The following is a 26,576-nucleotide window of genomic DNA, read 5'->3' as shown; positions in this document are numbered from 1 at the left end:
GGTCTTGATCTCTAACGCAAGCCTTCAGACAATCGTTGCCTCGGTGGCGGCCCGCAGCTCGTCTTCGGTCACGCCTTCCGCGGTCTCGACGATCCGCAGACCGCCTTCCACCACGTCAAGCACGCCCAGATTGGTGATGATCCGGTTCACAACGCCCTTGCCAGTCAGCGGCAGGGTGCAGGCCTTGAGCACCTTGGACTCTCCGTGTTTGTTGGTGTGGTCCATGACCACCACAACCCGGCCCACACCGGCCACAAGGTCCATCGCGCCGCCCATGCCTTTGACCAGCTTGCCGGGAATCATCCAGTTCGCCAGATCGCCGTTCTCGGCCACTTCCATCGCGCCCAGAATCGCCGCAGCGATCTTGCCGCCACGGATCATGCCAAACGAGGTCGCGCTGTCGAAATACGAGGTCCGCGCCAATTCGGTGATCGTTTGCTTGCCCGCATTGATCAGGTCGGGATCCTCATCGCCCTCAAACGGAAACGGACCCATGCCGAGCATGCCGTTTTCCGACTGAAGCGTGATGTCCTTGTCGCCCACATAGTTCGCCACCAGCGTCGGGATCCCGATGCCAAGGTTCACATACATGCCGTCTTCAAGCTCTTCTGCGGCCCGCGCCGCCATTTGGTTGCGATCCCAAGGCATCAGGCTTCCTCCCGCTTGCGCACGGTGCGCTGTTCGATGCGTTTCTCATGGTCACCCTGAATGATCCGGTGCACATAAATCCCCGGCAGGTGGATATGATCGGGGTCCAAAGCGCCGCGCTCGACGATTTCCTCGACCTCGACCACACAGACCTTGCCGCACATCGCAGCCGGCGGGTTGAAGTTGCGCGCAGTCTTGCGGAACACCAGATTGCCGGTGTCGTCGGCCTTCCACGCTTTGACGATGCTGAGATCGGCAAAGATGCCTTCTTCGAGGATGTAATCCTGACCGTTCCAGGATTTCACGTCTTTGCCATCGGCAATCACCGTGCCCACACCGGTCTTGGTGTAAAAGCCGGGGATGCCGGAGCCGCCCGCGCGCATCCGTTCCGCCAAGGTGCCCTGCGGGTTGAACTCGAGCTCAAGCTCGCCCGACAGATACTGCCGCATGAACTCGGCATTCTCGCCGACATAAGACGACATCATCTTTTTGACCTGCCGGGTGTCGAGCAGTTTGCCGAGGCCAAAGCCATCCACACCCGCGTTGTTCGACGCCACCGTCAGATCCTTGACGCCGCTGTCCACCAGCGCGTCGATCAGCAATTCCGGAATGCCGCAGAGACCAAAGCCCCCCGAAGCGATCAGCATCCCGTCGAAAAGCAGGCCATCAAGCGCCTCAGACGCCGAGCCATAGACCTTCTTCATCGAAAATCTCCCATCAAAGTATTGATTGACGGGTTTTGTGGGCGACAGATGCCGCAGAGTCAAACGGATTGCCGCGCTGCAGAAGCGTTTAGCGTTATCAATCTTCGGCCATGATTCCACCGATCGGTTGACTGATGGTGCGGAATCAGTTATTCAACCTTATGGCTAAACGAGAAACCGGCGAAACCCTGAACGACGTCCTCAAAGCGGCAAGCGACCCGACCCGCCGCGCCATCCTGACACTTCTGGCGCAAGAGGGGCCGCTGAAAGTGGGCGACATCCATGCCCGCTTTGACATGAGCCTCAACGCTGTCTCCAAGCACATCAAAATGCTGGAGCGCGCCGGGCTGGTGCGGCGTCGGACCGAGTGGCGCGAGCATCTGATCGATGTCCAGATGGCCCCGCTGGCCGAGGTTGACCACTGGTTCCGGGGTCTGCGCTCGATCTGGGATCTCCGGCTCGAAGCATTGGACACATTGATAACAAAAGGAATATCCGATGACCGATCTGACACTTGAAGTCGAACGCACCATTGCCGCCTCGCAAGAGGCGCTGTTCAACGCATGGCTCGATCCGGACATGCTGCGCCAGTTCATGCGGCCGGGCGAGAGCGTGACTGTCGCGCGTGCCGCGACCGAACCCAAGGTCGGCGGCCGGTTCGAGATCATCATGATGGCAGGCGAAAATGCGATGCCCCACACCGGCACCTACCGCGAAATCACACCAAACGAACGGATCGTGTTCACGTGGGAAAGCGCGCATTCCACCGAGGAAAACAGCGAGGTCACCCTGGATTTCATCCCCGAAGGCGACGCGACCAAGGTGCGGCTGACCCATGTGCGCTTTGCCAACGAAGACATGCGCAATAACCACAAAGGCGGCTGGACCGCGATCCTCGCCTCTCTGGACACCGCATTGGCCTAGGGCGGGCGCCGATCTGTCAACAGATCGGGACCGATCCATTGATGGATCGGTCCCCTTGCGCCTAGATCAAACGGACCTGTGTGCCGATTTCCGTAATCGCAAACAGCTCTTCGATCTTTTCGTTGTACAGCCCGATACAGCCATCCGAAGACCGCCGCCCAATCTTGCGCGTGTCATGTGTGCCGTGGATCAGATAGGCGGGCCAGTCAAAATACAGCGCATGTGTGCCCAGCGGATTGTCCGGCGCACCGCCCGCGACAGGGCGCCAATCGGGGAAACGCTGCATCTGGCTGGCTGTGGGTGTCCACGACGGGCCGACCTTCTTGCGCACGATCTTGGTATAGCCGCGTTTGGTCAGCTCATCGGTTTTCGGAACCGAGGTGGGGTAGACGCGATAGTCATTGCCGTCGCCCGCCCAGAAATGCAGAGCGCGCGAAACCGTGTCACACACGATGGCCCCTTTGCCGAGTTCGCTGAAGTGATCGCGCCAGGTCTGATGGGCAAAGCCCGAGATATTGTGGCGTGTGAAATCCCGCACCGGTTCCGCAGCGCGCGCGACCGCAGGCAGCAGCAGCGCCGCACCAGCGGCAGCGATGAAATGACGGCGGGTGAAACCTGTTTTGCTCATGGAGTGGCCTTTCGTTTGCACTTCGTTGGCCGCGAGCTTTCCCTCATTTTCCGTCAGGTTAAAACTCACATATTCTTGAACGCGAATATGAGTGCAAATATGCGACAGGCGGGGCAGGGGCCCCGCCTGATCAGGTGATTACGCGTCGGCTTCGGGTTCGGCCTTCTTGGCCGCAGGCTTTTTAGCCGGGGCTTTCTTGGCTGCCGGTTTCTTCGCCGGAGCCTTCTTTGCCGGAGCCTTTTTGGCCGCCGCCTTCTTGGGTGCGGCTTTCTTCTTGCCGCCCTTCGAGGCCTTTTCCTCAATCAGCTTGCTGGCCATTTCCATGGTCACATCCGCCGGTTCGGTGCCTTTGGGCAGGGTCGCGTTGACCTTGCCCCATTTCACATAAGGCCCATAGCGGCCTTCCATCACATTCACCGGCCCCCCGCTTTCGGGGTGTTCGCCCAGCTCGCGCAGCGGTTTGGCGGCGGTGCCCCCCCGGCCACGGCCCGGATTGGCGCGCTTGTCTGCCAAAAGCTCGACCGCGCGGTTCATCCCCATGTCGAAAACGTCCGCCGGATCCTTGAGGTTCACATAGACCGGTTTCTCGTCATCCGGCTTCTGGTGCATGATATAGGGGCCAAAGCGGCCAAAGTTCGATTTGATATCGCCGCCCTCGGAATGGGTGCCGATCACCCGTGGCAGGCTGAGCAGCGTCAGCGCCTTTTCAAGGTCGATATCGTCTTTGTCCCAGCCGCGCGGCAATGAGGCGCGCGGCGGTTTCTTGTTCTCGGGCGTGGGTTCGCCGCGCTGAACGTAGGGGCCAAAGCGCCCGGCCTTGAGCCAGATTTCGTCGCCCTCATTCTCGCCCAGCAACCGTTCGTCGCCATCCGCGCCTTCGCCCGCGATCGGACGGGTATAGGTGCATTCGGGATAGTTGCCACAGCCGACAAACCCGCCGGTGCGCGAAGATTTCAGGTGCAGATTGCCGGTGCCGCACTTCGGGCAGAGCCGTGGATCGGTGCCGTCTTCGCGCGCGGGATACAGCTGATCGGACAGCGCCGCATCCAGCACATCCAGCACTTCGGAAATCCGCAGATCCGACGTTTCGGCAATCGCGGCATGGAAATCCTGCCAGAACCGGGCGAGCAGCGCCTTGTAATCGGCCTGGCCCGCACTGACCAGATCAAGCTCTTCTTCCAGCTCGGCAGTGAATTCATAGCCAACATATTTGCGGAAGAAGTTCAGCAAAAAGATCGTGACGATCCGGCCTTTGTCCTCTGGGAACAGGCGGTTCTTGTCCTTGCGGACATATTCGCGTTCCTGAATCGTGGTGACGATGCTGGCATAGGTTGACGGGCGGCCGATGCCCAATTCTTCCATCCGTTTGACCAGCGTCGCCTCGGTATAGCGCGGCGGCGGTTGGGTGTGGTGTTGCAGCCCCAGAACCGCGGCGTTTTCGCTCAGCAGCGCCTTGCCGTTGCGCTGGATGCCTTGCGACTCGATCAGCTGCGCCTCGCCGTCACCGGCTTTGATGTAGTCGGCCTCAAGCCCGGATTTGGCAAACTTGGCGGGCTCATCCGCCAAGATCTGCGGCAGAATGCGGTCGTCATCGCCATCGGCGACGTCATCGCGGCCCTCTTCATAGACCTTGAGGAAGCCTTCGAAAACAATCCGTTGCCCATTGGCGCGCAGACCAACCTGTTCGTCGCGGCTGGCGATTTCGACAACCGTACGTTCGAGCCGCGCGCCTTCCATCTGGCACGCCATCGTGCGTTTCCAGATCAGATCGTACAGCCGCGCCTGATCGGTTTCGCGCAGTTTCAGCGCGGTCGCGTCCTTGGTCATATCCGTCGGGCGGATACATTCGTGGGCTTCCTGCGCGTTTTTCGCCTTGTTTTTATAGATGCGCGGGCTGGGCGGCACAAACTCCGCGCCATAGCGATCTTTGATCGCCTCGCGGGTGGCGGTGACGGCCTCGGGGGCCATGTCGATGCCATCGGTCCGCATATACGTGATGTGCCCGGCCTCATACAGGCGTTGCGCGGCGTTCATCGCCTGGCGCGCGCCCATGCCGAATTTGCGGCTGGCTTCCTGTTGCAAGGTCGAGGTCATGAAGGGCGGCGAGGGGTTGCGGCTCGCCGGTTTGGCCTCGACCGATTTGACGTAGAGATCGCGCGAGGTGACGGCCTGCACCGCCAGTTCGGCGGCGGTTTCGTTTTCAAGATCGTAGCGGTCGAGCTTTTTGCCGGCATGAACCGTCAGCCGTGCTTCGTATTCTTGGCCGCGCGGGGTGGCGAACAGGGCTTTAACCGACCAGAATTCGCGCGCGTTGAAGGCTTCGATCTCCATTTCGCGCTCGACGATCAGCCGCAGGCACACCGATTGCACCCGGCCCGCCGATTTTGCACCGGGCAGTTTGCGCCAAAGCACCGGCGACAGATTGAACCCGACAAGGTAATCGAGCGCGCGGCGGGCAAGGTAGGCCTCGACCAGCGGCGCATCGACCTGACGGGGGTTTTTCATCGCCTCGGTGACGGCGGATTTGGTGATCGCGTTGAACACGACGCGGCTGACCGGCGTGTCCTTTTTGATCGCCCGACGCTTGCGCAGGGCTTCTTCGAGGTGCCAGGAAATCGCTTCGCCTTCGCGGTCAGGGTCAGTCGCGAGGATCAGGGCGTTGTCGTCTTTCAGGGCGTCGGCGATGGCTTTGACATGTTTGCGACTGTCAGTGCCAATCTCCCATTTCATCTCGAATTCGTTCTCGGTATCGACCGATCCGTCCTTGGGAGGGAGATCGCGAACGTGGCCATAAGACGCCAGAACGGTGTAGCCCGGTCCAAGATATTTGTTTATTGTCTTGGCTTTAGCCGGGGACTCGACAACGACAACTGGCATAAAAATTCCTTCCGACTCGATGCGCCTACTCTGGCGGCGGAACATGTGGGAGGGAGAGGCCAAAAGTCAATGCAGGCAAATCCGCGGTGTGACATCGGCGGCGCAGTGGCGCTTGTCGCGGCAAAAGCAGGTTGGCATTGTTTGGGCTGGGGTAAAGCGGTGTTTATCGGCTGGCGTTCGGCTCTGGTTGCGATTTGAACCGGCCGGACGGCCTGGCTTTGCTCGAACTCAGGACGCGAGCGAGATCAGGCCGCCGGGGTGGCGCGTGATCTGGCCGGACAGTTCAAGATCGGTCAATTGTGCGGCCACATCCCGCGATGCGCCATCAAGATCGCGGATCAATTGGTCTTCGGCCAGCGGCGAGGGGCCAAGCCGCGACAGAATCTGAGTGTGCAGTGTCGCTGTGCTGCGCAGATCGCGCTTTGTCGGTGTGGGCGCAGAAGTAAGCGGCAGTTCTGGCTGTTGTGGTGCGGCCTCGGTCGGGCCGAGGGCTTCGATCACATCATTGGCATTGCGCACCAAACGCGCGCCATCGCGGATCAACATGTTGCAACCGCTGGCGCGGGCATCAAACGGATGGCCCGGCACGGCCAGAACCTCACGCCCCTGATCGAGCGCATTGCGCGCGGTGATCAGGCTGCCGGACCGGGCGGCGGCCTCAACCACGACCACCCCGCGTGACAGGCCCGAGATGATACGGTTGCGCACCGGAAAGTGCCGCGCCTGCGGGGCCAGCCCCGGAGGATGCTCCGACACGGCCAGGCCGCTGGCAAAAATATCCTCGGCCAGTTTGGTGTTTTCAACTGGGTAGATCACATCGATGCCGCCGCCAAACACCGCGATGGTCCCGGTCTCCAACGTGGCAAGGTGGGCGGCGGTGTCGACGCCGCGCGCCATTCCAGAGACCACGACATATCCGGCCTCGCCAAGCTCTCGTGCCAAGGCGCGGGCCATCCGCGTGCCAAGGGACGAGGCATTTCGCGCCCCGACCAAAGCGATCATCGGACGGCGCAACAACGCGATATCACCGCGCGCCCAAAACAGTGGCGGCGCATCAGGCAGGTCTGCAAGATCTGAGGGGTAGTCTTGCGTGGCATGACATATCAGCCGGGCGCCAAGACGGGTGCCGTGATGATATTCTCGCTCGGCATCAGCGCGCGAGCAGGGGGCATATTTCTCAATCCCCGCATCGCGGGCGATTTCGGGTAGGGCCGCAAGGGCCGCACGGGCTGTGCCGTGTTCGTCCATCAGACGGTAGAACGTAGAAACCCCGACGCGCCGGGATCGCAAGAGGCGGAGCCAGTCCAACCGGTCATCTTCCGAGGTGGGTGGGAGTAGGGGGTGAGAGGAAGAAGTAACTGTGTTGGTCATCCTGGTTCCGCCTGCTTGCAGAATCATTATTACAATATCGGTGGTTAACAAGGGGTAAACCAAACAGTTCCAATCTTCCGTAACCCACGCCTTTCGTTATTTTCCTGTCAAAACCCCCAGCGTATCAGGCCGCAGCGCCCCCCACTGTCAGCCCGCCAATCCGGACTGTCGGCTGGCCCACGCCCACCGGCACCCACTGGCCCGCCTTGCCGCAATTGCCCATGCCGGGATCAAGCGCCATATCGTTGCCAAGTGCCTGAATCCGCATCAAAGCCGACGGCCCGTCGCCGATCAGCGTCGCCCCTTTGACCGGCGCGCCGACCTTGCCATTCTTGACCCGGTAGGCCTCGGTGCAGGAGAACACGAACTTGCCATTGGTGATGTCGACCTGACCGCCACCAAAGCCCACGGCCCAGATGCCATCCTCAAGCCCGGCAACGATATCGCCCGGCTCTGTATCACCGCCGAGCATATATGTGTTGGTCATCCGCGGCATTGGGATATGCGCAAAACTCTCGCGCCGCCCATTGCCGGTGGGGGCCACGCCCATCAGCCGAGCGTTCTGGCGGTCCTGCATAAAGCCGGTGAGGACGCCGTCCTCGATCAGTACATTGCGGCCCGAGGGCGTGCCTTCGTCATCAACGGTCAAAGAGCCGCGCCGGTCGGGCAGGGTGCCGTCATCAAGCACAGTCACGCCACGCGCCGCCACCTGTTGCCCCATCAGCCCGGCAAAGGCCGACGAGCCCTTGCGGTTGAAATCGCCCTCGAGCCCGTGGCCGATGGCCTCGTGCAGCAGGATGCCGGGCCAGCCGGGGCCAAGCACGATGTCCATCACGCCCGCCGGGGCAGGCTCGGCCTCGAGGTTGACCAACGCGATGCGCAAAGCCTCGCGCGCCTTGCCCTGCCAATCGGCGGGATCGAGCAGACCATCAAGACCGATCCGTCCGCCACCGCCCGCTGTGCCGGCCTCGCGCCGTCCGTCCTTTTCGACGATCACCGAGACATTGACCCGCGTCATCGGACGCACATCGGTCACATGCAGCCCATCGGGGCGCAGGATCTCGACCTCTTGATGCGAGGCCATGATGGTCGCGCTGACTTGCACCACGCGGCGATCCATGTCGCGGGCAAAGGCATCAATCTCGCGCAGGGTCTCGATCTTGACCGGAAAACTGGCTCCGGCGATGGGATCAACATCGGTATATAGACTTTGGTTGGTGGCTTGCGGCCCCGGTGCCATCACGCCGCCACCATCGCCCACAGCCAGCCGCGCGGTCTCAACCGCGCGTTTCAAGGCGCTTTCGCTGATCTCGGTGGCATGGGCATAGCCCGCAACCTCGCCCTTGACGGCGCGCAGGCCAAAGCCCTCTGAGGCATCGTAACTGGCTGTTTTCACGCGGCCATCATCGAAATGCAGCACTTCCGAGCGCCGCCGCTCAAGGAACAGCTCGCCATCGTCGGCCCCAGCGGTGGCCTCGCGCACCAACGCAAGCGCGCGATCCTTGTCGAGAGAGCTCTGAAACGGGCGAAACGCGGTGTCTGTCATGGGGATTGCCTCGGAAAGTTTGCTATATGTCCAAAAAAGCGGCCCTTTGACGCGGGCGTTGTGCTTTATCTCACTCACAGAATATGATTTTAAACGCCTGCGTTACAATGGGCGGCGCGGCAATGGATTCGTATCTGCGATCCGCAGGCGTTTGCCCCCCGAAGACGAACAGCATGAACCGACCAGGGTGTATATGATGCAACTTAAATCTCTGCTCACCGGCCTCACGGCCTCGCTTGTCGCCCTGCCTGCCATGGCGCAGGACCTCGAAGTGATCGGCAAGCCGGTGCCCAATGGCATTGGCTTCCAGCCTGCGGCCACCGAATTGGCGCGCGATCTTCAGTGGCTTGATGGGATGCTCTTGTGGCTGATCACCATCATCTGCATTTTTGTCGCGGGGCTGATGGTCTATGCCTTCATCCGCTTCAATCACAAGTCGAACCCGACGCCGCGCAGCTTTACCCACAACACGCCGCTCGAAGTCGCATGGACCATCGGCCCGATCGCGATCCTCGTGCTGATTGGTGCGTTTTCGCTTCCGGTTCTGTTCAAGCAACAGGAAATCCCCGAAGGCGACATCGTGATCAAGGCCACCGGCTACCAGTGGTACTGGGGTTACGAATACGTGGATGCGGGCACCGACGCGGTCGAGCCCAACGTCATCGCATTCGACAGCTTCATGCTTGGCCGTGATGGTCTGGCCGAGGCGGGTTACACCGATGATCTCTATCTGCTGGCAACCGACACAGCCGTGGTTGTGCCCGTTGGCAAAACCGTCGTGATGCAGATCACCGGCGCTGACGTGATCCACTCCTGGACCATCCCCGCCTTTGGCGTGAAACAGGATGGCGTGCCGGGCCGGATTGCCGAACTGTGGTTCAACGCAGATCGCGAAGGCATCTACTTCGGCCAGTGTTCCGAGCTTTGCGGCAAAGATCACGCCTATATGCCGATCACCGTGAAAGTGGTCAGCGAAGAGGCTTATGCCGAATGGCTTGTTGGCGCAGTCGAAGAATACGCCACCCTGCCGCAGTCGTTTGACGTGGCTTCGGCCAAATAAACACCGGTGCCGGGCGATTGCCCGGCCCACCCGGCACCCCGGAGACAACAATGACCGACGCCAGCCTGCATAGCGCCAGCCAAGAGTACGAGGCCCAGTTCGGCGATTATTTCGCCCTGCTCAAGCCGCGTGTGATGACGCTGGTGGTGTTTACCGCCTTTGTCGGCCTGTTGGCCGCGCCTGTCGCGGTGCATCCCTTCGTGGCGTTCTGCGCAATCCTGTTCATTGCAGTTGGCGGCGGTGCCTCGGGCGCGCTCAACATGTGGTGGGACGCTGACATTGACGCGGTAATGAAACGCACCGCAAACCGCCCCATCCCCGCCGGTAAGGTCGCCCCGCAAGAGGCGCTGGCCCTTGGCGTGGCGCTGTCCGGTTTCGCCGTGCTCCTGCTCGGGCTGGCAACCAATTGGGTGGCGGCGGGTCTGCTGGCCTTTACCATCTTCTTCTACGTCGTGATCTACACCATGTGGCTCAAGCGCTGGACGCCGCAGAACATCGTGATCGGTGGCGCGGCGGGGGCCTTTCCGCCGATGATCGGCTGGGCGGCGGCCACTGGCGGCATCTCGGTCGAATCGGTTCTGATGTTCTGCCTGACCTTCATGTGGACTCCGCCGCACTTCTGGGCGCTGGCGCTGTTCATGCGCGGCGATTACGACACGGCGGGTGTGCCGATGCTGACCGTGACCCACGGCCGCAAATCCACCCGTGCGCATATCCTGGTCTACACGCTGCTGCTGGCCGCTCTGGCCGTTGCAATCTCGTTTACCGGGGCAGGCGGGCCGATTTATCTGCTGGTCGCCGTGGTGCTCAACGCGCTGTTCATCATGGGGGCCTTCGCCATCTGGCGGCGCAACGAAGACGACGCCGAGGCGGATAATTTCGCGGTCGAACGTCGGTTCTTCAAGCTGTCGCTGCTGTATCTCTTTGCCCATTTCGGTGCGATCCTGGCCGAAGCCGGATTAGACCGCGCGGGCTATGCGCTTTCCTTGGGGGGCCTGCTGTGAACTTTGCGCCAGAACATGAAATGCACAAGCGCCGCAAGGGCCGCAACATCGGTGTTGGCCTGCTGCTCGGCGCGCTGATCGTGATCGTCTTTGGCCTGACCTATGTAAAGGTCACGAGCCAAGGCTTTCAGGCCCCTGCCGAACTGTCGGGGACCAAGTAATGGCGATGTCCGGCCCCAAAAAGACGGTGATCCAGACGGTGTCTGTTGTCGTGCTGATGGGCGCGCTGGCATGGGCCTCGGTGCCGTTTTACGACTGGTTCTGCCGGGTCACAGGCTTTGGCGGTGCGACCGGCGTGGCCGAAACCGGCAGCGACGTGATCCTCGACAAGACCATCAAGATCCGCTTCGATGCCTCGCTTGACCATGAAATGGCCTGGCAGTTTCGCGCGCTTCAGCCGGAGATGACCATCCGCATCGGCGAGACCGGCTTGGCGTTTTACGAGGCGTATAACCCGACCGACCGCCCGATTGCCGGACAGGCCAGCTATAACGTCGCACCGTTCGACGCCGGCGGGTTTTTCACCAAGATTGATTGCTTCTGCTTCACCGAACAGGTGCTGATGCCGGGCGAGCGGGTCGAGATGCCGGTGACGTTCTTCGTCGATCCCGCCATTGTCGAAGACCGGGATGCCAAGTACACCAAGCATATCACGCTGTCCTATACGTTTTACGAAATTGACATGCCGGCAACTGCCCAGCTTGAGGCGGACCCGGAGACCACCCAAACGAACTGAGCCTTTTGAACGAGGGAAGACACAAAAATGGCCCATGTAAAGAACCACGATTATCACATTCTGAGCCCCTCGATCTGGCCGTTGCTGGGTGCAGCGGCGGGTTTTGTCATGCTCTTCGGCGCGGTGCTTCTGTTTCACGACTACGGCCCGTGGATGTTCCTCATCGGTCTGGTTGGCGTGCTTTACGTCATGTTTGGCTGGTGGTCCGAAGTTGTGGCCGAAAGCCGCATTGGCGATCATACCCCGGTGGTGCGGATCGGCCTGAAATACGGCTTCATCCTGTTCATCATGTCCGAGGTCATGTTCTTCGCCGCATGGTTCTGGAGCTTCTTCAAACACGCGATCTATCCGATGGATCCGAACGGTATGAGCCCCGCCATCGATGGCGTTTGGCCGCCCGTCGGCATCGAGACGTTTGATCCGTTTCACCTGCCGCTGATCAACACGCTGATCCTGCTGTGCTCGGGGGCTGCCGCGACATGGGCGCACCACGCGCTTGTGCACGAAGACAACCGCGAAGACGTCAAGTGGGGCCTGATCATTGCCATCGGTCTGGGTGTGATCTTCACCGTGTTCCAGGCGTATGAGTACAGCCACGCCGCCTTTGGTTTCTCGGGCAACATCTATGGCGCCAACTTCTTTATGGCGACAGGTTTCCACGGCGCGCACGTTGTGATCGGCACGATCTTCCTGTTCATCTGCCTGCTGCGTTTGCTCCGGGGTCACTTCACCCCTGAAAAGCACATCGGCTTCGAGGCTGCCGCCTGGTACTGGCACTTCGTTGACGTGGTGTGGCTCTTCCTCTTTGCTGCAGTCTACATCTGGGGCGGCTGAGGCCAGACCACGATTTGATTTCGGAAACGCCCGCCATCTGGTGGGCGTTTTCTGTTTGTACGGCTCTAAATTTACGCCAGCCCTCAATCCCTTAGCCCGGAATCAAGGGCGCAGCCCGCCGGGCCAGCGGCTGCCCGCCCCTACGGGCTGCCGCTTTGACTGATGCTTGGCGGTACGGCAAAGGTCGTTCGGACTTGGCCGGCATAAAGCTCCATGCAAAAACCGTTGCAGCGGCACCCCGCGGACAGCCGCTGGCCCGGCTCTTGTCGGGAAAGGCCCGCCGATTTGCTGGGCCGTTTCTGTTTCGGCTGCGCGGCTCAGCACGTCTTTGCGGTTGCATCACCCTTGGGAAACAGGGAAAACACTGGCGCGCGCGCGGAGCCTCCGGGTGCGCCTTATCTCATCCACGGGGCCACATGCGGCGCATCCTCTTTGCCTTGATCATCGGTCTGACCGGCACCGGCATCCTGATCTCGCTCGGTGTCTGGCAGGTGCAGCGGCTGGCGTGGAAACGCGACATCCTCACCGCCATCGACACCCGCATCGCCGCCGATCCGATCCCGTTGCCCGATGTGGCCGATGTGGCAAGCGACAAATACGCGCCCGTCGAACTCTCCGGCCAGATCGGCAGCGCCGAGCTGCATGTCCTCGTCTCGCAGAAACACAAAGGTGCCGGCTACCGCGTCATCGCGCCTTACCTCACCATCACCGGCCGGCATATCCTGATCGACCGTGGCTTTATCCTCGTCGCTGAAAAGGACAAACCCCGCCGCACCGGCGCCACCAAGATCACCGGCAATCTGCACTGGCCCGATGACCGCAACCCCTCGACCCCGGCCAATGACGAGGCGGGCAACATCTGGTTCGCCCGCGATGTCAGCGACATGTCGAAAGCGCTGAAAACCGAGCCGCTGCTGGTGATTGTCCGCAGCGAAGACCCGCCCGCACCGGGCCTCAGCCCCTTGCCGGTCGACAGTTCCGCCATCTCCAACGATCACCTGAAATACGCGATTACCTGGTTCTCCCTCGCCATCATCTGGCTGGGCATGACCGGGTTTTATATCCTGCGCGCACGCCAGACCAAGGACGCCTGAGCATGAAATACATCTCGACCCGGGGGAAGGCCCCCGAACTTACCTTCGAAGACGCCATGCTCAGCGGTTTGGCCCGTGACGGTGGCCTGTATGTGCCCGCCGAGATCCCGCAGATGAGCCGGGGCGATATCGCCGCGCTGGCCGGCCTCAGCTATGAGGAAACCGCGTTTCGCGTGATGCGGCCCTTTGTGGGCGACAGCTTCACCGACGCGCAGTTCAGCGACATTATTGCCCGCGCCTACGCCGGCTTTGGCCACGCCGCCCGTGCGCCCTTGGTACAACTTGCGCCCAACCATTTCCTGCTCGAGCTGTTCCACGGCCCGACGCTGGCGTTCAAAGACTTCGCCATGCAGCTGATCGGCCAACTGTTCGAGGATGCGCTGAAGCGCCGGGGCGAGCGTGTCACCATCGTGGGCGCCACCTCGGGCGACACTGGCAGCGCGGCGATCGAAGCGTTCCGCGGCCTTGATGCCGTCGATGTCTTCATCCTCTACCCGCATGGCCGCGTCAGTGAAGTCCAGCGCCGCCAGATGACCACCCCGACCGAATCCAACGTACATGCCCTCGCGATGGACGGCAATTTCGATGATTGCCAAGCCAAGCTGAAGGACATGTTCAACCACTTCGACTTCCGCGACGAAGTCCGCCTTGCCGGCGTCAACAGCATCAACTGGGCGCGGGTGCTGGCGCAGGTGGTGTACTTCTTCTCCTCCGCCGTGTCGCTTGGCGCGCCGCACCGCAAGGTGAGCTTTACCGTCCCCACCGGCAACTTCGGCGATGTCTTTGCCGGCTATATCGCCAAGCGCATGGGCCTGCCCATCGACCGGCTGGTGGTGGCCACCAACCAGAACGACATTCTGCACCGCTGCCTCGCCACCGGCGCCTATGCCAAAGACACCGTGCATGCCTCGATCAGCCCATCGATGGACATCGAAGTCAGCAGCAATTTCGAACGCGCGCTGTTTGACGCCTATGACCGCGACGGCAACGCCATCGGGCAGCTTATGGACGAGCTTGGGCAGGGCGGCTTCAACGTCTCGCAAGGCGCGCTCGAACGTCTGCGCGAACATTTCGACAGCGGCCGCGTCAGCGAAGACGACACATTGGCCACGATCAAGAGCGCAAAGGCCACGATGGGCGAATTGCTCTGCCCGCATTCCGCCGTTGGCGTGAAGGTGGCCCAAGAGCTGCGCGATCCGGCCACGCCGATGATCACCCTGGCCACGGCGCATCCGGCGAAATTCCCCGATGCGGTGGAAAAAGCGTCGGGCCTGCGCCCGGGGCTTCCACAACGCATGGCAGACCTGTATGAGCGTCCGGAACGGGTAACGCGGGTGCCAAATGATCTGGCCGCGCTGGAAACCCTGATACGGGAGAAGATCGCCTCTTGACGGTAGAATTGCACACGCTCGCCAACGGGTTCCGCGTTGTTACAGAGTATATGCCGGGGCTGGAATCAGCCTCGGTTGGGATTTGGGTCTGCGCGGGTGGCCGCGCTGAACGGCCCGAGCAGAACGGTATCGCGCATTTCCTCGAACACATGGCGTTCAAGGGAACCGAGACCCGCAGCGCGCTGCAAATCGCCGAGTCGATCGAAGACGTCGGCGGCTATATCAACGCCTATACCTCGCGCGAAGTGACGGCCTATTACGCGCGTGTGCTGCGCAATGATGTGCCGCTTGCGGTGGATGTGGTTGCGGATATCCTGCTGAATCCGGTGTTTGATCCCAAAGAGATCGAGATCGAGCGTGGGGTGATCCTGCAGGAGATCGGCCAGGCCAATGACACGCCCGACGATGTGATCTTTGACTGGCTGCAAGAGGTGTCTTACCCCGAACAGGCGCTGGGCCGCACCATCCTTGGCCCGCCCGAGCGGGTGCAGGCCTTTGGCCGCGAAGATTTGGGGCGGTTTGTGACCGAGCAATACGGGCCCGAACAGATGATCCTGTCGGCGGCAGGGGCGGTAGATCATGCCACGCTGGTGAAACAGGCCGAGACGCTGTTTGGCCATCTGGCCTCGCGCAAGGCCCAGGCCGACAGCCCCGCCAAGTTCGGCGGCGGCGAGGCGCGCCATATCAAGACGTTGGAACAGGCGCATTTTGCGCTGGCGCTGGAAAGCCCCGGCTACTGCGACGATTCGATCTACACCGCACAGATCCATTCGGTGGCGCTTGGCGGCGGCATGTCTTCGCGGCTGTTTCAGGAGATCCGCGAAAATCGCGGGCTGTGTTACACCATCTTTGCCCAGGCTGGCGCCTATGCCGACACCGGCATGACAACGATCTACGCCGGCACCTCGGCCGAGCAATTGCCCGAATTGATCGGCCTGACCATCGACGAGCTGAAACGCGCTGCCGATGACATGAGTGAGGCCGAAGTGGCCCGCGCCCGGGCGCAGATGAAAGCCGGTCTTTTGATGGGTCTGGAAAGCCCCTCAAGCCGGGCCGAGCGGCTGGCCCGCATGATCCAGATCTGGGGCAGGGTGCCCGCCCTGTCCGAGACGATTGCCCGGATTGATGCAGTCACCGTCGGCGCAGTGCGCGATTTCGGTGGCCACATCGCGGCGGCGGCCCCGGCGGCAATGGCGCTTTATGGCCCGGTCGATGGTGCACCGGATCTGGCGAGGCTGAATGCGCGGCGCGCCGCCTGATGCTTCTCACCCGGCGCAGGATACGGCTGGAAACCGACCGGATGACCCTGCGCGCGCCGATCCATTCGGATTATCGCGACTGGTCGTCGCTGCGCGATGACTCGCACGGCTTCCTGATCCCATGGGAGCCGTCCTGGGCCTCCGATCACCTGACCCGCAAGAGCTTTACCAACCGGGTCTATTGGTCCCAACGCGCCATCACCAATGGCACCGCCATGCCGCTGTTCCTGATCCGCCGGGCCGACCAGGCGCTGCTCGGCGCAATTACCCTCGACAATATCCGCCGTGGCCCGGCACAATCGGGCACGCTTGGCTATTGGGTCGGGGCGCCGCACGCGCGCCAAGGCTATATGCAAGAGGCGATCCTCGCGCTGGTCCACCACGCCTTCACCAAGATGGACCTCAGCCGCATCGAAGCCGCCTGCCTGCCGGAAAACGCCGCCTCGCGCGGGCTGCTGGAAAGCGCAGGCTTCAAATACGAAGGCGTCGCGCAAAGCTATCTCCAGATCAACGGCCGCTGGCGCACCCACGTCCTCTACGCCGCCCTGCGCATGGACCGTCGTGGCAAAACCGACGCCGGCCTCTGAGCTGCAGCACGCCCTCCTGTGCTATACAAACCGCGCACCAACGCCCGCCGTCCAGCACACCCCCTGCTTCTTCTGTTTAAAAATACCTCGGGGGTGAGGCCAAAGGCCGAGGGGGCAGCGCCCCCTTCTGTCCGCCTCCGCCACTTTCGACATCGTCTGCCGCTTTTTCCGATCCCTCTTTGACCCGCGTGATCAACAGCCCGTGACCAATCCGAGAATCAGGGTAACCTCCTCGCAGAGAGTAATGAGGTGCCCCCATGTTGCGATGTCTCGTCCCCCTGTTCCTGCTCGCGGCCACCACCGCCAGCGCCCAAGACCGCCGCCCGTCCCATTGTATCGCCATCGCCGACGCCGCGCCGGGGATCGAATACATCCACAAAGCCGCCTGGAGCGATCCGCTGCCCGCCTATACCGTGCGCATCCAGTATATCCAGCATTCCGCCTTTCTGATCCGCACCCAAGGCGGGCTGAACGCCGTCACCGATTTCACCGGCTTCATCGGCACCACGAAGATGCTGCCCGACGTGGTCACCATGAACCACGCGCATTCGTCGCATTTCACCACGGCCCCCGATCCGGCCATCCCCCACGCCCTGCGTGGCTGGGGCGATACCTTTGGCGCAGGCATCGACCACTACGTCGACCTTGGCGAAATGGTGGTGCGCAACGTCTCGACCGATATTCGCTCGGGCGGCGGGGTCGAACCCAAAGGCAACTCGATCTTCGTGTTCGAGGTCGAGGGGCTGTGCATTGGCCACCTCGGCCACCTGCACCACGAACCCGACGACCGGCAATATGCAGCACTCGGGCGGCTCGATGTGGTGATGGCCCCAGTCGATGGCGGCATGACCGTCGATCTGGCGACCATGATCCGCATCCTGAAACGGCTTAAATCCTCGATTGTCCTGCCGATGCACTGGTTTTCCGACTACGGCCTCGATCAATTCGCCGCCGGCATGGCCGATGACTTCGACATCCTCCGCCCCGGCGGCGCGTCGATTGATGTCAGCCTCGCCACCTTGCCCCGCCGCCCCACCGTTGTGATCCTGCGCCCGGATTGGCTGCGCGACGGTGAATAGCCTTCCCCGTGCATTTGTCCTAAACATCGCGGCAAGGAGAGTGCGATGCCCCAACTGACCCCGGCGGACGCCGATTTTGCCGCGCGCCTAGGCGCCACTTTGCCCGAGGGCACCCTGCGCCCGAGTGAGCCGCGCTATCTCGAAGAGCCGCGCGGCCATTGGCAGGGGCAGGGGGCGTTCGTCGCCCTGCCGCGCAACGTTGCCGAGGTGGCGCAGATCGTCGCCACCTGCAACGCCGCGCGCGTTGGCGTCGTGCCCTATGGTGGCGGCACCGGTCTGGTTGGTGGGCAGGTCAAGCCCGAGGGCACCGTGCCGCTGATCCTGTCGCTTGACCGGATGAACGCGGTGCGCGCGGTTTATCCCGAGGAAAACGTGATGATCGCCGAGGCGGGCACGATCCTGGCGGATGTCCAGAACGCCGCCGCCGAGGTCAACCGGCTGTTCCCGCTGTCGCTTGCCTCCGAAGGCAGTGCGCGGGTCGGCGGCTGTCTGTCGACCAACGCGGGCGGCGTCAATGTGCTGCGCTATGGCAATACCCGCGCGCTCTGCCTTGGGCTTGAGGCGGTCCTGCCCGACGGCACGGTCTGGAACGGGCTCAAGCGGCTGCACAAGGACAACACCGGCTATGATCTGAAACACCTGCTGATGGGCGGCGAAGGCACGCTTGGGGTGATCACCGCCGCCAGCCTGCGGCTCTCGCCCCGGCCCGCCGCGACGGGCACCGCGATGATCGTGGTCGACAGCCCGGCGGCGGCGCTGTCGCTGCTGGCGCTGGCACGGGATGTTGCTGGCGACACGGTCTCGGCCTTTGAATTGATGAGCCGCATGGGGCTGGAGTTCCTGTCGGAAAAGCTGCCGCAGATCCGCCAGCCTTTCGCGGACAAACCCGAGTGGCTGGTGCTGATCGAGCTTGGCATGGCACAGGGGGGCGACCCGCTGGCCGCGATGGAAACGATCTTTATGCAGGCGTTAGAGGCCGGTCTGGCCAGCGACGGTGTGATTGCGCAAAGCGAGGGCCAGCGCGCCGGGCTTTGGGCGATCCGTGAAGAGATCCCCACTGCCAACCGCGCCATCGGTGCGATCTCGTCGCATGATATTGCGCTGCCGCTCGGCCTTGTGGCCGAGTTCATCGAAAAGGCTCCGGCAGCTTTGGCCCGGTTCGCGGGCATCCGGATCAATTGCTTTGGCCATCTTGGCGACGGCAATCTGCATTACAACGTCTTCCCTACGCAGGGCCGGTCCAAGGCCGACTACAGCGATCAGCGTGACGCGATCCAGCAGGCAGTTCATGACCTTTGCGTCGAGATGGGCGGGTCGTTCAGCGCCGAACACGGGGTGGGGCGGCTGAAGGTCAGCGATCTTGAGCGCTACGGCGACCCTGCCAAACTGGCCGCGATGCGCGCGATCAAGGCGGCGCTTGACCCCAACGGCATCATGAACCCCGGCGCGGTGCTGCGCGGCTGAGCGCGCCCGATCCATCAATGGATCGGTCCCGATTTGTCAACAAATCGGCCTTGCTCCGCCGCCCCGTTGCGCTTTTGTGAAAGCTGCCCTAAATCACCCCCATGAAACGGCCCATACTCATTCACCCCGATCCCCGGCTCAAAAAGCTGTGCGCCCCGGTTGCCGATATCTCGGACGATCTGCGCGCGCTTGCCGATGACATGCTGGAAACCATGTATGTCGCCCCCGGCATTGGCCTCGCGGCACCGCAGATCGGCGTGCTCGAGCGGCTGATTGTGCTCGATTGCGAGAAAGAAGACAGCGCCACGCCCAAACCGGTGGTGATGTTCAACCCCGAGATCATCGGTAGCTCGGCCGATCTCAACACCTACGAAGAGGGCTGTCTGTCGATCCCGGATCAGTTTGCCGATGTCACCCGCCCGTCTGAGGTGCGCGTGCGCTGGCTTGACCGCGACGGCACGCTGCAAGAGCGTGACATGGACGGCCTCTGGGCGACCTGTGTTCAGCATGAGATCGACCACCTCGATGGCAAGCTGTTCATCGATTACCTCAAGCCGCTCAAGCGTCAGATGATCACCCGCAAGATGCAGAAGCTGAAGCGGGAAATGGCGCGCTCGGAATGAGCGTCTTGCCGATCCGCCTGTGGCCGGACCCGGTGTTGCAGCAGGTGTGCAGGCCAGTGGCGGGTGAGGTGAGAGGTGAGGTGACGGAGTTGATCACCGATATGTTCGACACGATGTATGCCGCGCCGGGCCGGGGCCTTGCTGCGCCGCAGGTGGGCTTGGCGCTGCGGCTGTTTGTGATGGACGTGACGTGGAAAGACGGGCCGGGCACGCCGATAGCCTGCATCAATCCCGAGATTATCTCTGTGTCCGACGATATGGCCGGCGGCGACGAGGGCTGTCTCTCGATCCCCGGCGTCACCGCAGATGTCACCCGCCCCGCCGAGATCACCCTGCGGTTCACCGTCGCAAACGGCGCGCGCCAAGAGCTGCGCCTGACCGGCATGGCCGCCAAATGTGCGCAACACGAGTTGGATCATCTCGACGGCAAGGTGATCTTTGACCGGCTTGCCCCGGAGGCCGCTGCCGCCCTGCACGCGGCCTATGACACGGCCACGCCGATCCGTTGACGGATCGGTTGCGATTTGTTGACAAATCGCCTTGCCCGATCGGCGATGCTGCACTACCCCGCCTGTATGACCCGCACAGTGATCCCCTGGCCGGACAAACGTCTGCGCAGCCCCGCCGCACCGGTGACTGACATCACCGATCAAATCCGCACCCTTTGGGACGAGATGGTCGAGGTGATGGAGGCGATGCCCGGCGTTGGCCTTGCCGCCCCGCAATTGGGCGAGATGCTGCGGCTGGCCGTTGTCGATGCCTCCGAGGAACGCGGCAAGGTGATCCGCATGGCCAACCCCGAGGTGCTGCACGCCTCGATCCATCTGCGTGAACACGAGGAAGCCAGCCCTAACCTTCCCGGCATGTCGGCCAAGATCAAACGCCCCCGCGCCGTTACCGTGCGGTTCCTCAATGAAAAGGGCGAGAGCGAAGATCGCGATTTGGTCGGGCTTTGGGCGACCTCGGTCCAGCACCAGATCGATCACCTGAATGGCCGGATGTATTTCGACTGGCTGAGCAAGGTCAAACGCGATATGTTGATCCGCAAGGCAAGGAAGCTGTCATGAGACTGGTGTTCATGGGCACGCCCGATTTCTCGGTTCCGGTGCTTGAGGCGCTGGTGGACGCAGGTCACGAGATTGCCGCCGTCTATTGCCAACCGCCGCGCCCCGCCGGACGCGGCAAGAAGGACCGCCCGACGCCGGTTCATGCCCGCGCCGAGGCACTGGGGCTTGAGGTGCGCCACCCGGTGTCGCTCAAAGGAGCTGAGGCGCAGGCGGACTTTGCCGCGCTCAACGCCGATGTGGCGGTTGTGGTGGCCTATGGGCTGATCCTGCCGCAGGTCGTGCTGGATGCGCCGACGCGGGGCTGTCTTAACATCCACGCCTCGCTGTTGCCGCGCTGGCGCGGGGCCGCGCCGATCCACCGCGCGATCATGGCGGGCGACGCCCAAACTGGCGTGTGCATCATGCAGATGGAGGCCGGGCTCGACACTGGACCAGTCCTGATGCGCGACATCACGCGGATCACGACACAAGACACCACCGCCCTTTTGCATGACCGTCTAAGCGGCATGGGCGCGGCGCTGATCGTTGCGGCGCTCGCCGGGTTGGACGGGCTGACGCCGGTGACGCAGCCCGAGGCGGGCGTGACCTACGCCAGCAAGATCGACAAGGCGGAGGCGGCGATAGACTGGACCCGGCCCGCCGAAGAGATCGACCGGCAAATTCGCGGCTTGTCGGCGTTTCCCGGGGCCTGGACGATGGCGGGCGACACACGGATCAAGCTTTTGATGTCGGAACTGACGGAGGGCGAGGGTGCCCCCGGCACGCTCCTCGATGATGCGATCACCGTGGCTTGTGGCAGCGGCGCGGTGCGGCTTTTGACGTTGCAAAGGGCGGGCAAAGCGGCTCAGGATGCTGAGACCTTTCTGCGCGGTGTGGCGCTGCCGAAAGGCATGAAACTGGGGGAGAGCTGATGTTTCCAGTGATGATCGGGACAGTCGTGATTGCCGGGATCATCGGCTACGCGGCCGAGAAATCCGGGTTCACCCATAACGGCTATGTGCAGAGCATCATCATCTGCGTTGGCGGTGCGTTCCTGTTCTATTTCGTACGGATCATGTTTGGCATCGGCTTTTCCTCGCCGGGGTTGAACGCCATCGCCTCGTCGATTGGCGCGCTGATCATCGTGCCGACCCATTGGCGCAGATGACACGACTCCGCTAACACGATTAGCGCCCTTCCTGCCTATTGAATCAACCGCTTAGCCGCGCCCCTAAGCCGCGTTAATCGCCTTGGCGATCAGCGCCACACCGTCAGAGATCCGCGCCGAGGGGATCGAGGAATAGCCAAGACGGTAATAATTGCGCGGCACATCCTCGCCGGAAAAGAAGCTGTGGCCCGGCTCGATCAGCACCGATTGCGCCTGCAACGCCTGCGCCAATGCGCCGGTGTCAACATGGCCCGGCGCGCGCATCCAGAAGGACGACCCGCCAATGCCGGTCTGCCCCGCCACCGCCAGCCCGTGGGTGGCAATCGCGGCTTCCATCACTTCGCGGCGGCCATGCAAGGCGCGGGCCTGACGGCGCATCAGCGCGTCGTAATGCCCAAGGCCCATGAAATGCGCGGTGGTGCGCTGCACATGGCCGGGGGGGTGGCGCAGGACGCTGGTGCGCAGGGCGCGGGCCTCGCGAATAAACGGCTCGGCGCCGACAAGATAGCCCAGCCGCAGACCGGGAAAGAGCGATTTCGAGAACGAGCCGACATAGATCACCCGGCCATCGCGATCCAGCGATTTCAGCGCCGGATGGGGGGCGGCGGGATAGGACATCTCGAATTCGTAATCGTCCTCGACGATCAGCGCATCAAGGTCATGCGCGCGCGCGAGCAGCGCGGTGCGGCGCTCCATCGGCATGGTGGCCGAGGTCGGGCTGTGGTGGCTTGGGGTGGCGAAAATCACGTTGGCGGTGTCGGGGATCCTCTCGGGTGGCAAGCCATCGGCGTCAATCGGCACCGGGGCCAACTGGCATCGCGCCTGCACCAGAATATCGCGCAGCGCCGGATAGCCGGGGTCTTCTATCGCGGCCACACGCCGCCGGGTGAGCAGCACCTGCGCCGCCAGCCAAAGCGCGTTCTGCGCGCCAAGGGTGACGAGGATCTCCTGCGGACGGGCCTGAATGCCGCGCCGGGGCAGGGTGTGACGGGCGATGAACGACACCAGCTCGGGGTCGTCACGGTCGTAGTAATCCGAGGTCAGCGCGTTGAAATCGGCAAGGCCAAGCGCGCGCATGGCACAGAGCCGCCAGTTGGCGTGGTCAAACAGCTTGGGGTCGGCCTGGCCATAGACAAAGGGGTATTTGTAGCGGTTCCAATCGGCGGGCTTGAGCGCCTGCGCCTGCGCGGCAAAGCGCCGGCCAAGCGCGCGCGACCAATCCACTGTGTGGTGCTGTTCGGGGGCGGGCGAAAAATTCGGCGGGCCGGGGGCGTTGTCGGAGACGAAATAGCCCGACCGGCCGCGCGCCGCGAGGTAATCATTGGCCACCAGATCGGTATAGGCCAGCGTCACGGTGATCCGGCTGACGCCGAGATGGCTGGCAAGCTTGCGGGTGGAGGGCAGCTTTTCACCTTGCATCAGGCGGCCCGAGAGGATGCCTTGGGCGATCATCTGCTGGATGCGCACCTGAAGGGTGCCCTGCGCATGTGGATCAAGAAACAGGGCTTCGACGGGAACAGCCATGCGTCGAGGGTAGTCTGGAGTTATGAGGGACGCAATCTGGACCTAAGCCGGGCGGGAGTGTTTTCGCCGCGTCGTTACGTCATTGCCGTTTCGCAGATCGTGCAGAACCGGTTTCGCCGCGCCTTCGCGCGTCGACAGGCCGGGGGGCTGCGCCCCCCGGCCCCCCGCGGTGATACGCATGACCTTAACCGGACTCGTTACCCAAACACCCGCGTCAGCGCGCCATCAACGGCGGTGATCATTTCGTCGATGTTGTCTTTGGTGGCGATCAGCGCCGGGCTAAAGCACAGCGTGTTGTTGCGCCCCGGCACCGAGCGGTTGGTGGCCCCGATCAACACACCCTGACGGGCGCAATCGGCCACCACAGCGCCGATCTGGGCCTCGGACACCGGCTCTTTGCTGTCGCGGTCCGTGACCAGTTCCGCCCCGAGAAACAGCCCCTTGCCGCGGACATCGCCGATGACCTTGTGCCGTTCCATCAGCCCGCCAAGCGCGTCGAGCATGTGGTTGCCCATCGCGGTGGTATTGCCCAGCAGATCCTCTTCTTCGATGATCGCCATGTTCTCGAGCGCCGCCGCCGGACCGGCGGTACAACCGCCAAAGGTCGAGATGTCGCGGAAATAGTTCAGCGGGTCGGTGGAATCGTCTTTGAACAGGTCAAACACCTCTTCAGTCGTCACCAGACAGGCAATCGCGGCATAGCCCGAGGCCACGCCCTTGGCCATCGTCACCATGTCGGGCTGAATGCCGTAATGCTGATAGCCAAACCATGTGCCGGTGCGGCCTACGCCACAGACCACCTCGTCAATATGCAGCAAGATATCGTACTTGCGGCAAATCTCCTGCACCTTCTGCCAATAGCCCTCGGGCGGCACGATCACACCGCCCCCCGCCGTCACCGGCTCAAGACACAGCGCGCCAACGGTGTCGGGACCCTCGCGCAGGATGACCTGTTCGATCTGCTCGGCGGCCCAGACGCCATAGTTCTCATCCGGCGCGCCGTCCTGTTCGTGCTTGCGGTATTCCATGCAATGCGGCACCCGCACAAAGCCCGGCGTATAGGGCCCGTATTGCGCGCCGCGCTCGTCCTGCCCGCCGGCGGACAGACAGCTGATGGTGGTGCCGTGGTAATCGCGGTCGCGGTAGAGCACCTTGTGCTTCTTGCCGCCATAGCGTTTGTGCGCGATCTGGCGCACCATCTTAAAGCCCTTTTCGTTGGCCTCAGACCCGGAGTTGCAATAATAGACCCGGCTCATCCCCGGCATCTTTTCCAGCAACTTCTCGGCAAACAGCGATCCGGGGATCGACCCGGCGGAGCCCGCAAAATAGTTCAGCTTCAACAGCTGGTCGCGCACCGCATTGGCAATCCGTTCGCGGCCATAGCCGACGTTAACGGTCCAGACGCCGCCCGACACGGCATCAAGCAGGCGGGTGCCGTGCTGGTCCCAGACGTGAATGCCTTTGCCCTCGATGATGATCCGCGGATCAGAGGTTTCAAAGGTCTTGTGCTGGGTGAGGTGGTGCCAGATGTGGGCCTTATCGGCCTCGACCACACGGCTGATATCATTCTCGCTCAGACTGCCATCCATAGCATCACCTTTGAATATAGGAATACGTTCGTGCGGAAATACCTCCCGCAAGAGATTTGTCGCCTGTGCAATGGAAAGCTCTGAAATGCAGCAAAAGATAGGGCCAATTTCAAAGTCTCACTGAGTCCAGTCTGACAAGAATATTTTTGAACTAAAATTCAACGCATAGCAAGCGGCTGATTTACATGCGTAAAATTGCGAGAGGGGGCACCGGGCCGCAAAATCCCCGCCTGAGAGCCAAAGTTTTTCGTTGATCGGTTGCCCAATTTCAAGTCGGATCAAGGCAACGTCCGGGTGATCTCGCGGCGTGGCTGGAGAACCTCGGCCAAACACAAGCCCGAAACGGGCAGGACCAACATGGGAGCGAATGAAATGACCAAGACAAAACATGTTCTGGGCACGGTGGCGGCTGCGGCGCTGCTTGCCTCTGCGCAAGCTGGCTTTGCGGCGGGCCACAGCGACGGCATCACCGTGGGCTATTTCCTCGAATGGCCGATGCCGTTCCAATACGCCAAAGTCGAAGGCATGTATGACGACGCGCTTGGCATGCCGGTGAACTGGGTCAGCTTTGACACTGGCACGGCGATGTCGGCGGCGATGGCCTCGGGCGATGTACAAATGAGCGTGAGCCAAGGTCTGCCGCCGTTCGTTGTGGCCACCAGCGCCGGGCAGGACCTTCAGATCCTCGACGTCGCGGTCAGCTATTCCGAGAACGACAACTGCGTCGTGCGCGAAGATCTGGAAATCGACAAGATGAGCGCGGGCGAGCTGGCTGGCAAGAAAGTTGCCGTCCCGCTGGGCACGGCGGCGCACTTTGGTTTCCTCAAGCAAATGACCCACTTCGGCGTCGAACTTGCCTCGATGGATGTGGTTGACATGGCCCCGCCAGACGGCGCGGCGGCGATTGCACAGGGCTCGGTCGACATGGCCTGTGGCTGGGGCGGTTCGCTGCGCCGGATGAAGGAACACGGCAATGTGCTGCTGACCGGGGCCGAGAAAGAAGAGCTGGGCATTCTGGTGTTTGACGCCACCACCGGCCCGGCCTCTTGGGTTGCGGAAAACTCCGACACGGTCGCGGCCTTCCTGAAGGTGACCGCCGATGCCAACGCGATGTGGGCGGACGAAGCCAACCACGCCAAGATGTTGCCGGTGATCGCACAGGATGCGGGCATGGACGAAGAGGCAACGATGTCGACCATCTCGACCTTCATTTTCCCGCCTGCGGATGAGCAGCTTGGCGAAAAATGGCTGGGCGGCGGCGTGCAGTCCTTCATGAAAGGCGTCGCGGACGTCTTTGTCGCGGCAGGCTCGATCGATGGCGCGCTCGACAGCTATGACAGCCAGGTCAACGCTGGCCCGATGAAAGCCGCGCTGGACATGTAAGCCCCGCCGATCCAAACAAGCGCCGCCCCCTTGTTCC

The 26,576-nt window shown here is 62.4% G+C and carries 27 protein-coding genes; 19 read left to right on the top strand and 8 right to left on the bottom strand.

Annotated features, from left to right (window positions below; all coding sequences use genetic code 11):
* Positions 1-24: 24 nt before the first annotated feature.
* Both ACW9UO_RS07145 and ACW9UO_RS07140 read right to left on the bottom strand, forming a co-directional pair.
* Positions 25-648: a 3-oxoacid CoA-transferase subunit B gene (locus ACW9UO_RS07145; RefSeq protein WP_457088275.1), complete on the bottom strand. Its 624-nt coding sequence runs from the start codon at positions 646-648 to the stop codon at positions 25-27.
* Positions 648-1,352, bottom strand: a complete 705-nt coding sequence (locus ACW9UO_RS07140; RefSeq protein ID WP_457088274.1) for a CoA transferase subunit A — start codon at positions 1,350-1,352, stop codon at positions 648-650. Before ACW9UO_RS07140 ends, ACW9UO_RS07145 begins: the two co-directional genes overlap by 1 nt.
* A 161-nt stretch (positions 1,353-1,513) precedes the next feature.
* On the opposite strand from ACW9UO_RS07140, the gene ACW9UO_RS07135 reads away from it, so the two are divergent.
* Entirely contained in the window at positions 1,514-1,870 is a 357-nt protein-coding gene (locus ACW9UO_RS07135) for an ArsR/SmtB family transcription factor (RefSeq protein ID WP_457088273.1), read from the top strand.
* Positions 1,851-2,276 carry an SRPBCC family protein gene (locus ACW9UO_RS07130; protein ID WP_457088272.1) on the top strand — a complete coding sequence of 142 codons (426 nt, stop codon included), beginning with the start codon at positions 1,851-1,853 and terminating at the stop codon, positions 2,274-2,276. Before ACW9UO_RS07135 ends, ACW9UO_RS07130 begins: the two co-directional genes overlap by 20 nt.
* Positions 2,277-2,337: 61 nt before the next feature.
* Here the strand turns inward: ACW9UO_RS07130 and ACW9UO_RS07125 are convergent, their stop codons facing one another.
* The 4 genes from ACW9UO_RS07125 to tldD all read right to left on the bottom strand — a co-directional run bounded on the left by ACW9UO_RS07125 (position 2,338) and on the right by tldD (position 8,698).
* On the bottom strand, positions 2,338-2,904 hold the full coding sequence (locus ACW9UO_RS07125; protein ID WP_457088271.1) for a L,D-transpeptidase: 567 nt from the start codon (positions 2,902-2,904) through the stop codon (positions 2,338-2,340).
* Positions 2,905-3,042: 138 nt separating this feature from the next.
* Positions 3,043-5,781: a type I DNA topoisomerase gene (topA, locus tag ACW9UO_RS07120; protein WP_457088270.1), complete on the bottom strand. Its 2,739-nt coding sequence runs from the start codon at positions 5,779-5,781 to the stop codon at positions 3,043-3,045.
* A gap of 228 nt (positions 5,782-6,009) precedes the next feature.
* Positions 6,010-7,152, bottom strand: coding sequence for a DNA-processing protein DprA (dprA, locus tag ACW9UO_RS07115; protein WP_457088269.1), 1,143 nt, complete (start codon positions 7,150-7,152; stop codon positions 6,010-6,012).
* A 124-nt stretch (positions 7,153-7,276) separates the two neighbouring features.
* On the bottom strand, positions 7,277-8,698 hold the full coding sequence (gene tldD, locus ACW9UO_RS07110) for a metalloprotease TldD (protein ID WP_457088268.1): 1,422 nt from the start codon (positions 8,696-8,698) through the stop codon (positions 7,277-7,279).
* A gap of 196 nt (positions 8,699-8,894) precedes the next feature.
* Here tldD and coxB point away from each other — a divergent pair, with 196 nt between their 5' ends.
* The 16 genes from coxB to ACW9UO_RS07030 all read left to right on the top strand — a co-directional run bounded on the left by coxB (position 8,895) and on the right by ACW9UO_RS07030 (position 22,043).
* Complete coding sequence (gene coxB, locus ACW9UO_RS07105) at positions 8,895-9,758, top strand: cytochrome c oxidase subunit II (RefSeq protein WP_457088617.1); 864 nt, start codon at positions 8,895-8,897, stop codon at positions 9,756-9,758.
* Positions 9,759-9,808: 50 nt separating this feature from the next.
* Positions 9,809-10,762, top strand: coding sequence for a heme o synthase (gene cyoE / locus ACW9UO_RS07100; protein ID WP_457088267.1), 954 nt, complete (start codon positions 9,809-9,811; stop codon positions 10,760-10,762).
* A complete protein-coding gene (locus ACW9UO_RS07095; protein ID WP_457088266.1) occupies positions 10,759-10,923 on the top strand; it encodes a cytochrome C oxidase assembly protein in 165 nt (54 codons plus the stop codon). The genes cyoE and ACW9UO_RS07095 overlap by 4 nt, the downstream gene beginning before the upstream one ends.
* A complete protein-coding gene (locus ACW9UO_RS07090) occupies positions 10,923-11,498 on the top strand; it encodes a cytochrome c oxidase assembly protein (RefSeq protein WP_457088265.1) in 576 nt (191 codons plus the stop codon). The genes ACW9UO_RS07095 and ACW9UO_RS07090 overlap by 1 nt, the downstream gene beginning before the upstream one ends.
* A 27-nt stretch (positions 11,499-11,525) precedes the next feature.
* Positions 11,526-12,332 carry a cytochrome c oxidase subunit 3 gene (locus ACW9UO_RS07085; protein WP_457088264.1) on the top strand — a complete coding sequence of 269 codons (807 nt, stop codon included), beginning with the start codon at positions 11,526-11,528 and terminating at the stop codon, positions 12,330-12,332.
* 416 nt (positions 12,333-12,748) lie between these two features.
* The gene (locus tag ACW9UO_RS07080; protein WP_457088263.1) at positions 12,749-13,426 is read left to right on the top strand and encodes an SURF1 family protein; all 678 of its coding nucleotides are present in this window, start codon (positions 12,749-12,751) and stop codon (positions 13,424-13,426) included.
* Between the two features lie 2 nt (positions 13,427-13,428).
* Positions 13,429-14,817, top strand: a complete 1,389-nt coding sequence (gene thrC / locus ACW9UO_RS07075) for a threonine synthase (protein ID WP_457088262.1) — start codon at positions 13,429-13,431, stop codon at positions 14,815-14,817.
* Positions 14,814-16,076: a M16 family metallopeptidase gene (locus tag ACW9UO_RS07070; RefSeq protein ID WP_457088261.1), complete on the top strand. Its 1,263-nt coding sequence runs from the start codon at positions 14,814-14,816 to the stop codon at positions 16,074-16,076. The genes thrC and ACW9UO_RS07070 overlap by 4 nt, the downstream gene beginning before the upstream one ends.
* Positions 16,076-16,663, top strand: a complete 588-nt coding sequence (locus ACW9UO_RS07065; protein WP_457088260.1) for a GNAT family N-acetyltransferase — start codon at positions 16,076-16,078, stop codon at positions 16,661-16,663. Before ACW9UO_RS07070 ends, ACW9UO_RS07065 begins: the two co-directional genes overlap by 1 nt.
* 257 nt (positions 16,664-16,920) lie before the next feature.
* Complete coding sequence (locus ACW9UO_RS07060) at positions 16,921-17,742, top strand: MBL fold metallo-hydrolase (RefSeq protein WP_457088259.1); 822 nt, start codon at positions 16,921-16,923, stop codon at positions 17,740-17,742.
* A gap of 45 nt (positions 17,743-17,787) precedes the next feature.
* Entirely contained in the window at positions 17,788-19,206 is a 1,419-nt protein-coding gene (locus ACW9UO_RS07055; protein ID WP_457088258.1) for an FAD-binding oxidoreductase, read from the top strand.
* Positions 19,207-19,307: 101 nt separating this feature from the next.
* On the top strand, positions 19,308-19,829 hold the full coding sequence (def, locus tag ACW9UO_RS07050; protein ID WP_457088257.1) for a peptide deformylase: 522 nt from the start codon (positions 19,308-19,310) through the stop codon (positions 19,827-19,829).
* The gene (gene def / locus ACW9UO_RS07045) at positions 19,826-20,338 is read left to right on the top strand and encodes a peptide deformylase (RefSeq protein ID WP_457088256.1); all 513 of its coding nucleotides are present in this window, start codon (positions 19,826-19,828) and stop codon (positions 20,336-20,338) included. The genes def (ACW9UO_RS07050) and def (ACW9UO_RS07045) overlap by 4 nt, the downstream gene beginning before the upstream one ends.
* 66 nt (positions 20,339-20,404) lie before the next feature.
* Positions 20,405-20,896: a peptide deformylase gene (gene def, locus ACW9UO_RS07040; RefSeq protein ID WP_457088255.1), complete on the top strand. Its 492-nt coding sequence runs from the start codon at positions 20,405-20,407 to the stop codon at positions 20,894-20,896.
* Entirely contained in the window at positions 20,893-21,807 is a 915-nt protein-coding gene (gene fmt / locus ACW9UO_RS07035) for a methionyl-tRNA formyltransferase (RefSeq protein ID WP_457088254.1), read from the top strand. Before def (ACW9UO_RS07040) ends, fmt begins: the two co-directional genes overlap by 4 nt.
* A complete protein-coding gene (locus ACW9UO_RS07030) occupies positions 21,807-22,043 on the top strand; it encodes a hypothetical protein (RefSeq protein WP_457088253.1) in 237 nt (78 codons plus the stop codon). The genes fmt and ACW9UO_RS07030 overlap by 1 nt, the downstream gene beginning before the upstream one ends.
* Positions 22,044-22,106: 63 nt before the next feature.
* Here ACW9UO_RS07030 and pdxR read toward each other — a convergent pair whose 3' ends face one another.
* Both pdxR and ACW9UO_RS07020 read right to left on the bottom strand, forming a co-directional pair.
* Positions 22,107-23,567 carry a MocR-like pyridoxine biosynthesis transcription factor PdxR gene (pdxR, locus tag ACW9UO_RS07025; RefSeq protein WP_457088252.1) on the bottom strand — a complete coding sequence of 487 codons (1,461 nt, stop codon included), beginning with the start codon at positions 23,565-23,567 and terminating at the stop codon, positions 22,107-22,109.
* Between the two features lie 197 nt (positions 23,568-23,764).
* Positions 23,765-25,156 carry an aminotransferase family protein gene (locus tag ACW9UO_RS07020; protein ID WP_457088251.1) on the bottom strand — a complete coding sequence of 464 codons (1,392 nt, stop codon included), beginning with the start codon at positions 25,154-25,156 and terminating at the stop codon, positions 23,765-23,767.
* A 372-nt stretch (positions 25,157-25,528) separates the two neighbouring features.
* Here ACW9UO_RS07020 and ACW9UO_RS07015 point away from each other — a divergent pair, with 372 nt between their 5' ends.
* The gene (locus ACW9UO_RS07015) at positions 25,529-26,539 is read left to right on the top strand and encodes a taurine ABC transporter substrate-binding protein (RefSeq protein ID WP_457088250.1); all 1,011 of its coding nucleotides are present in this window, start codon (positions 25,529-25,531) and stop codon (positions 26,537-26,539) included.
* The last annotated feature ends 37 nt before the right edge of the window (positions 26,540-26,576 follow it).

This window comes from Marinovum sedimenti (genome assembly GCF_054052205.1).
This window is presented reverse-complemented; position numbering and strand designations above follow the sequence as displayed.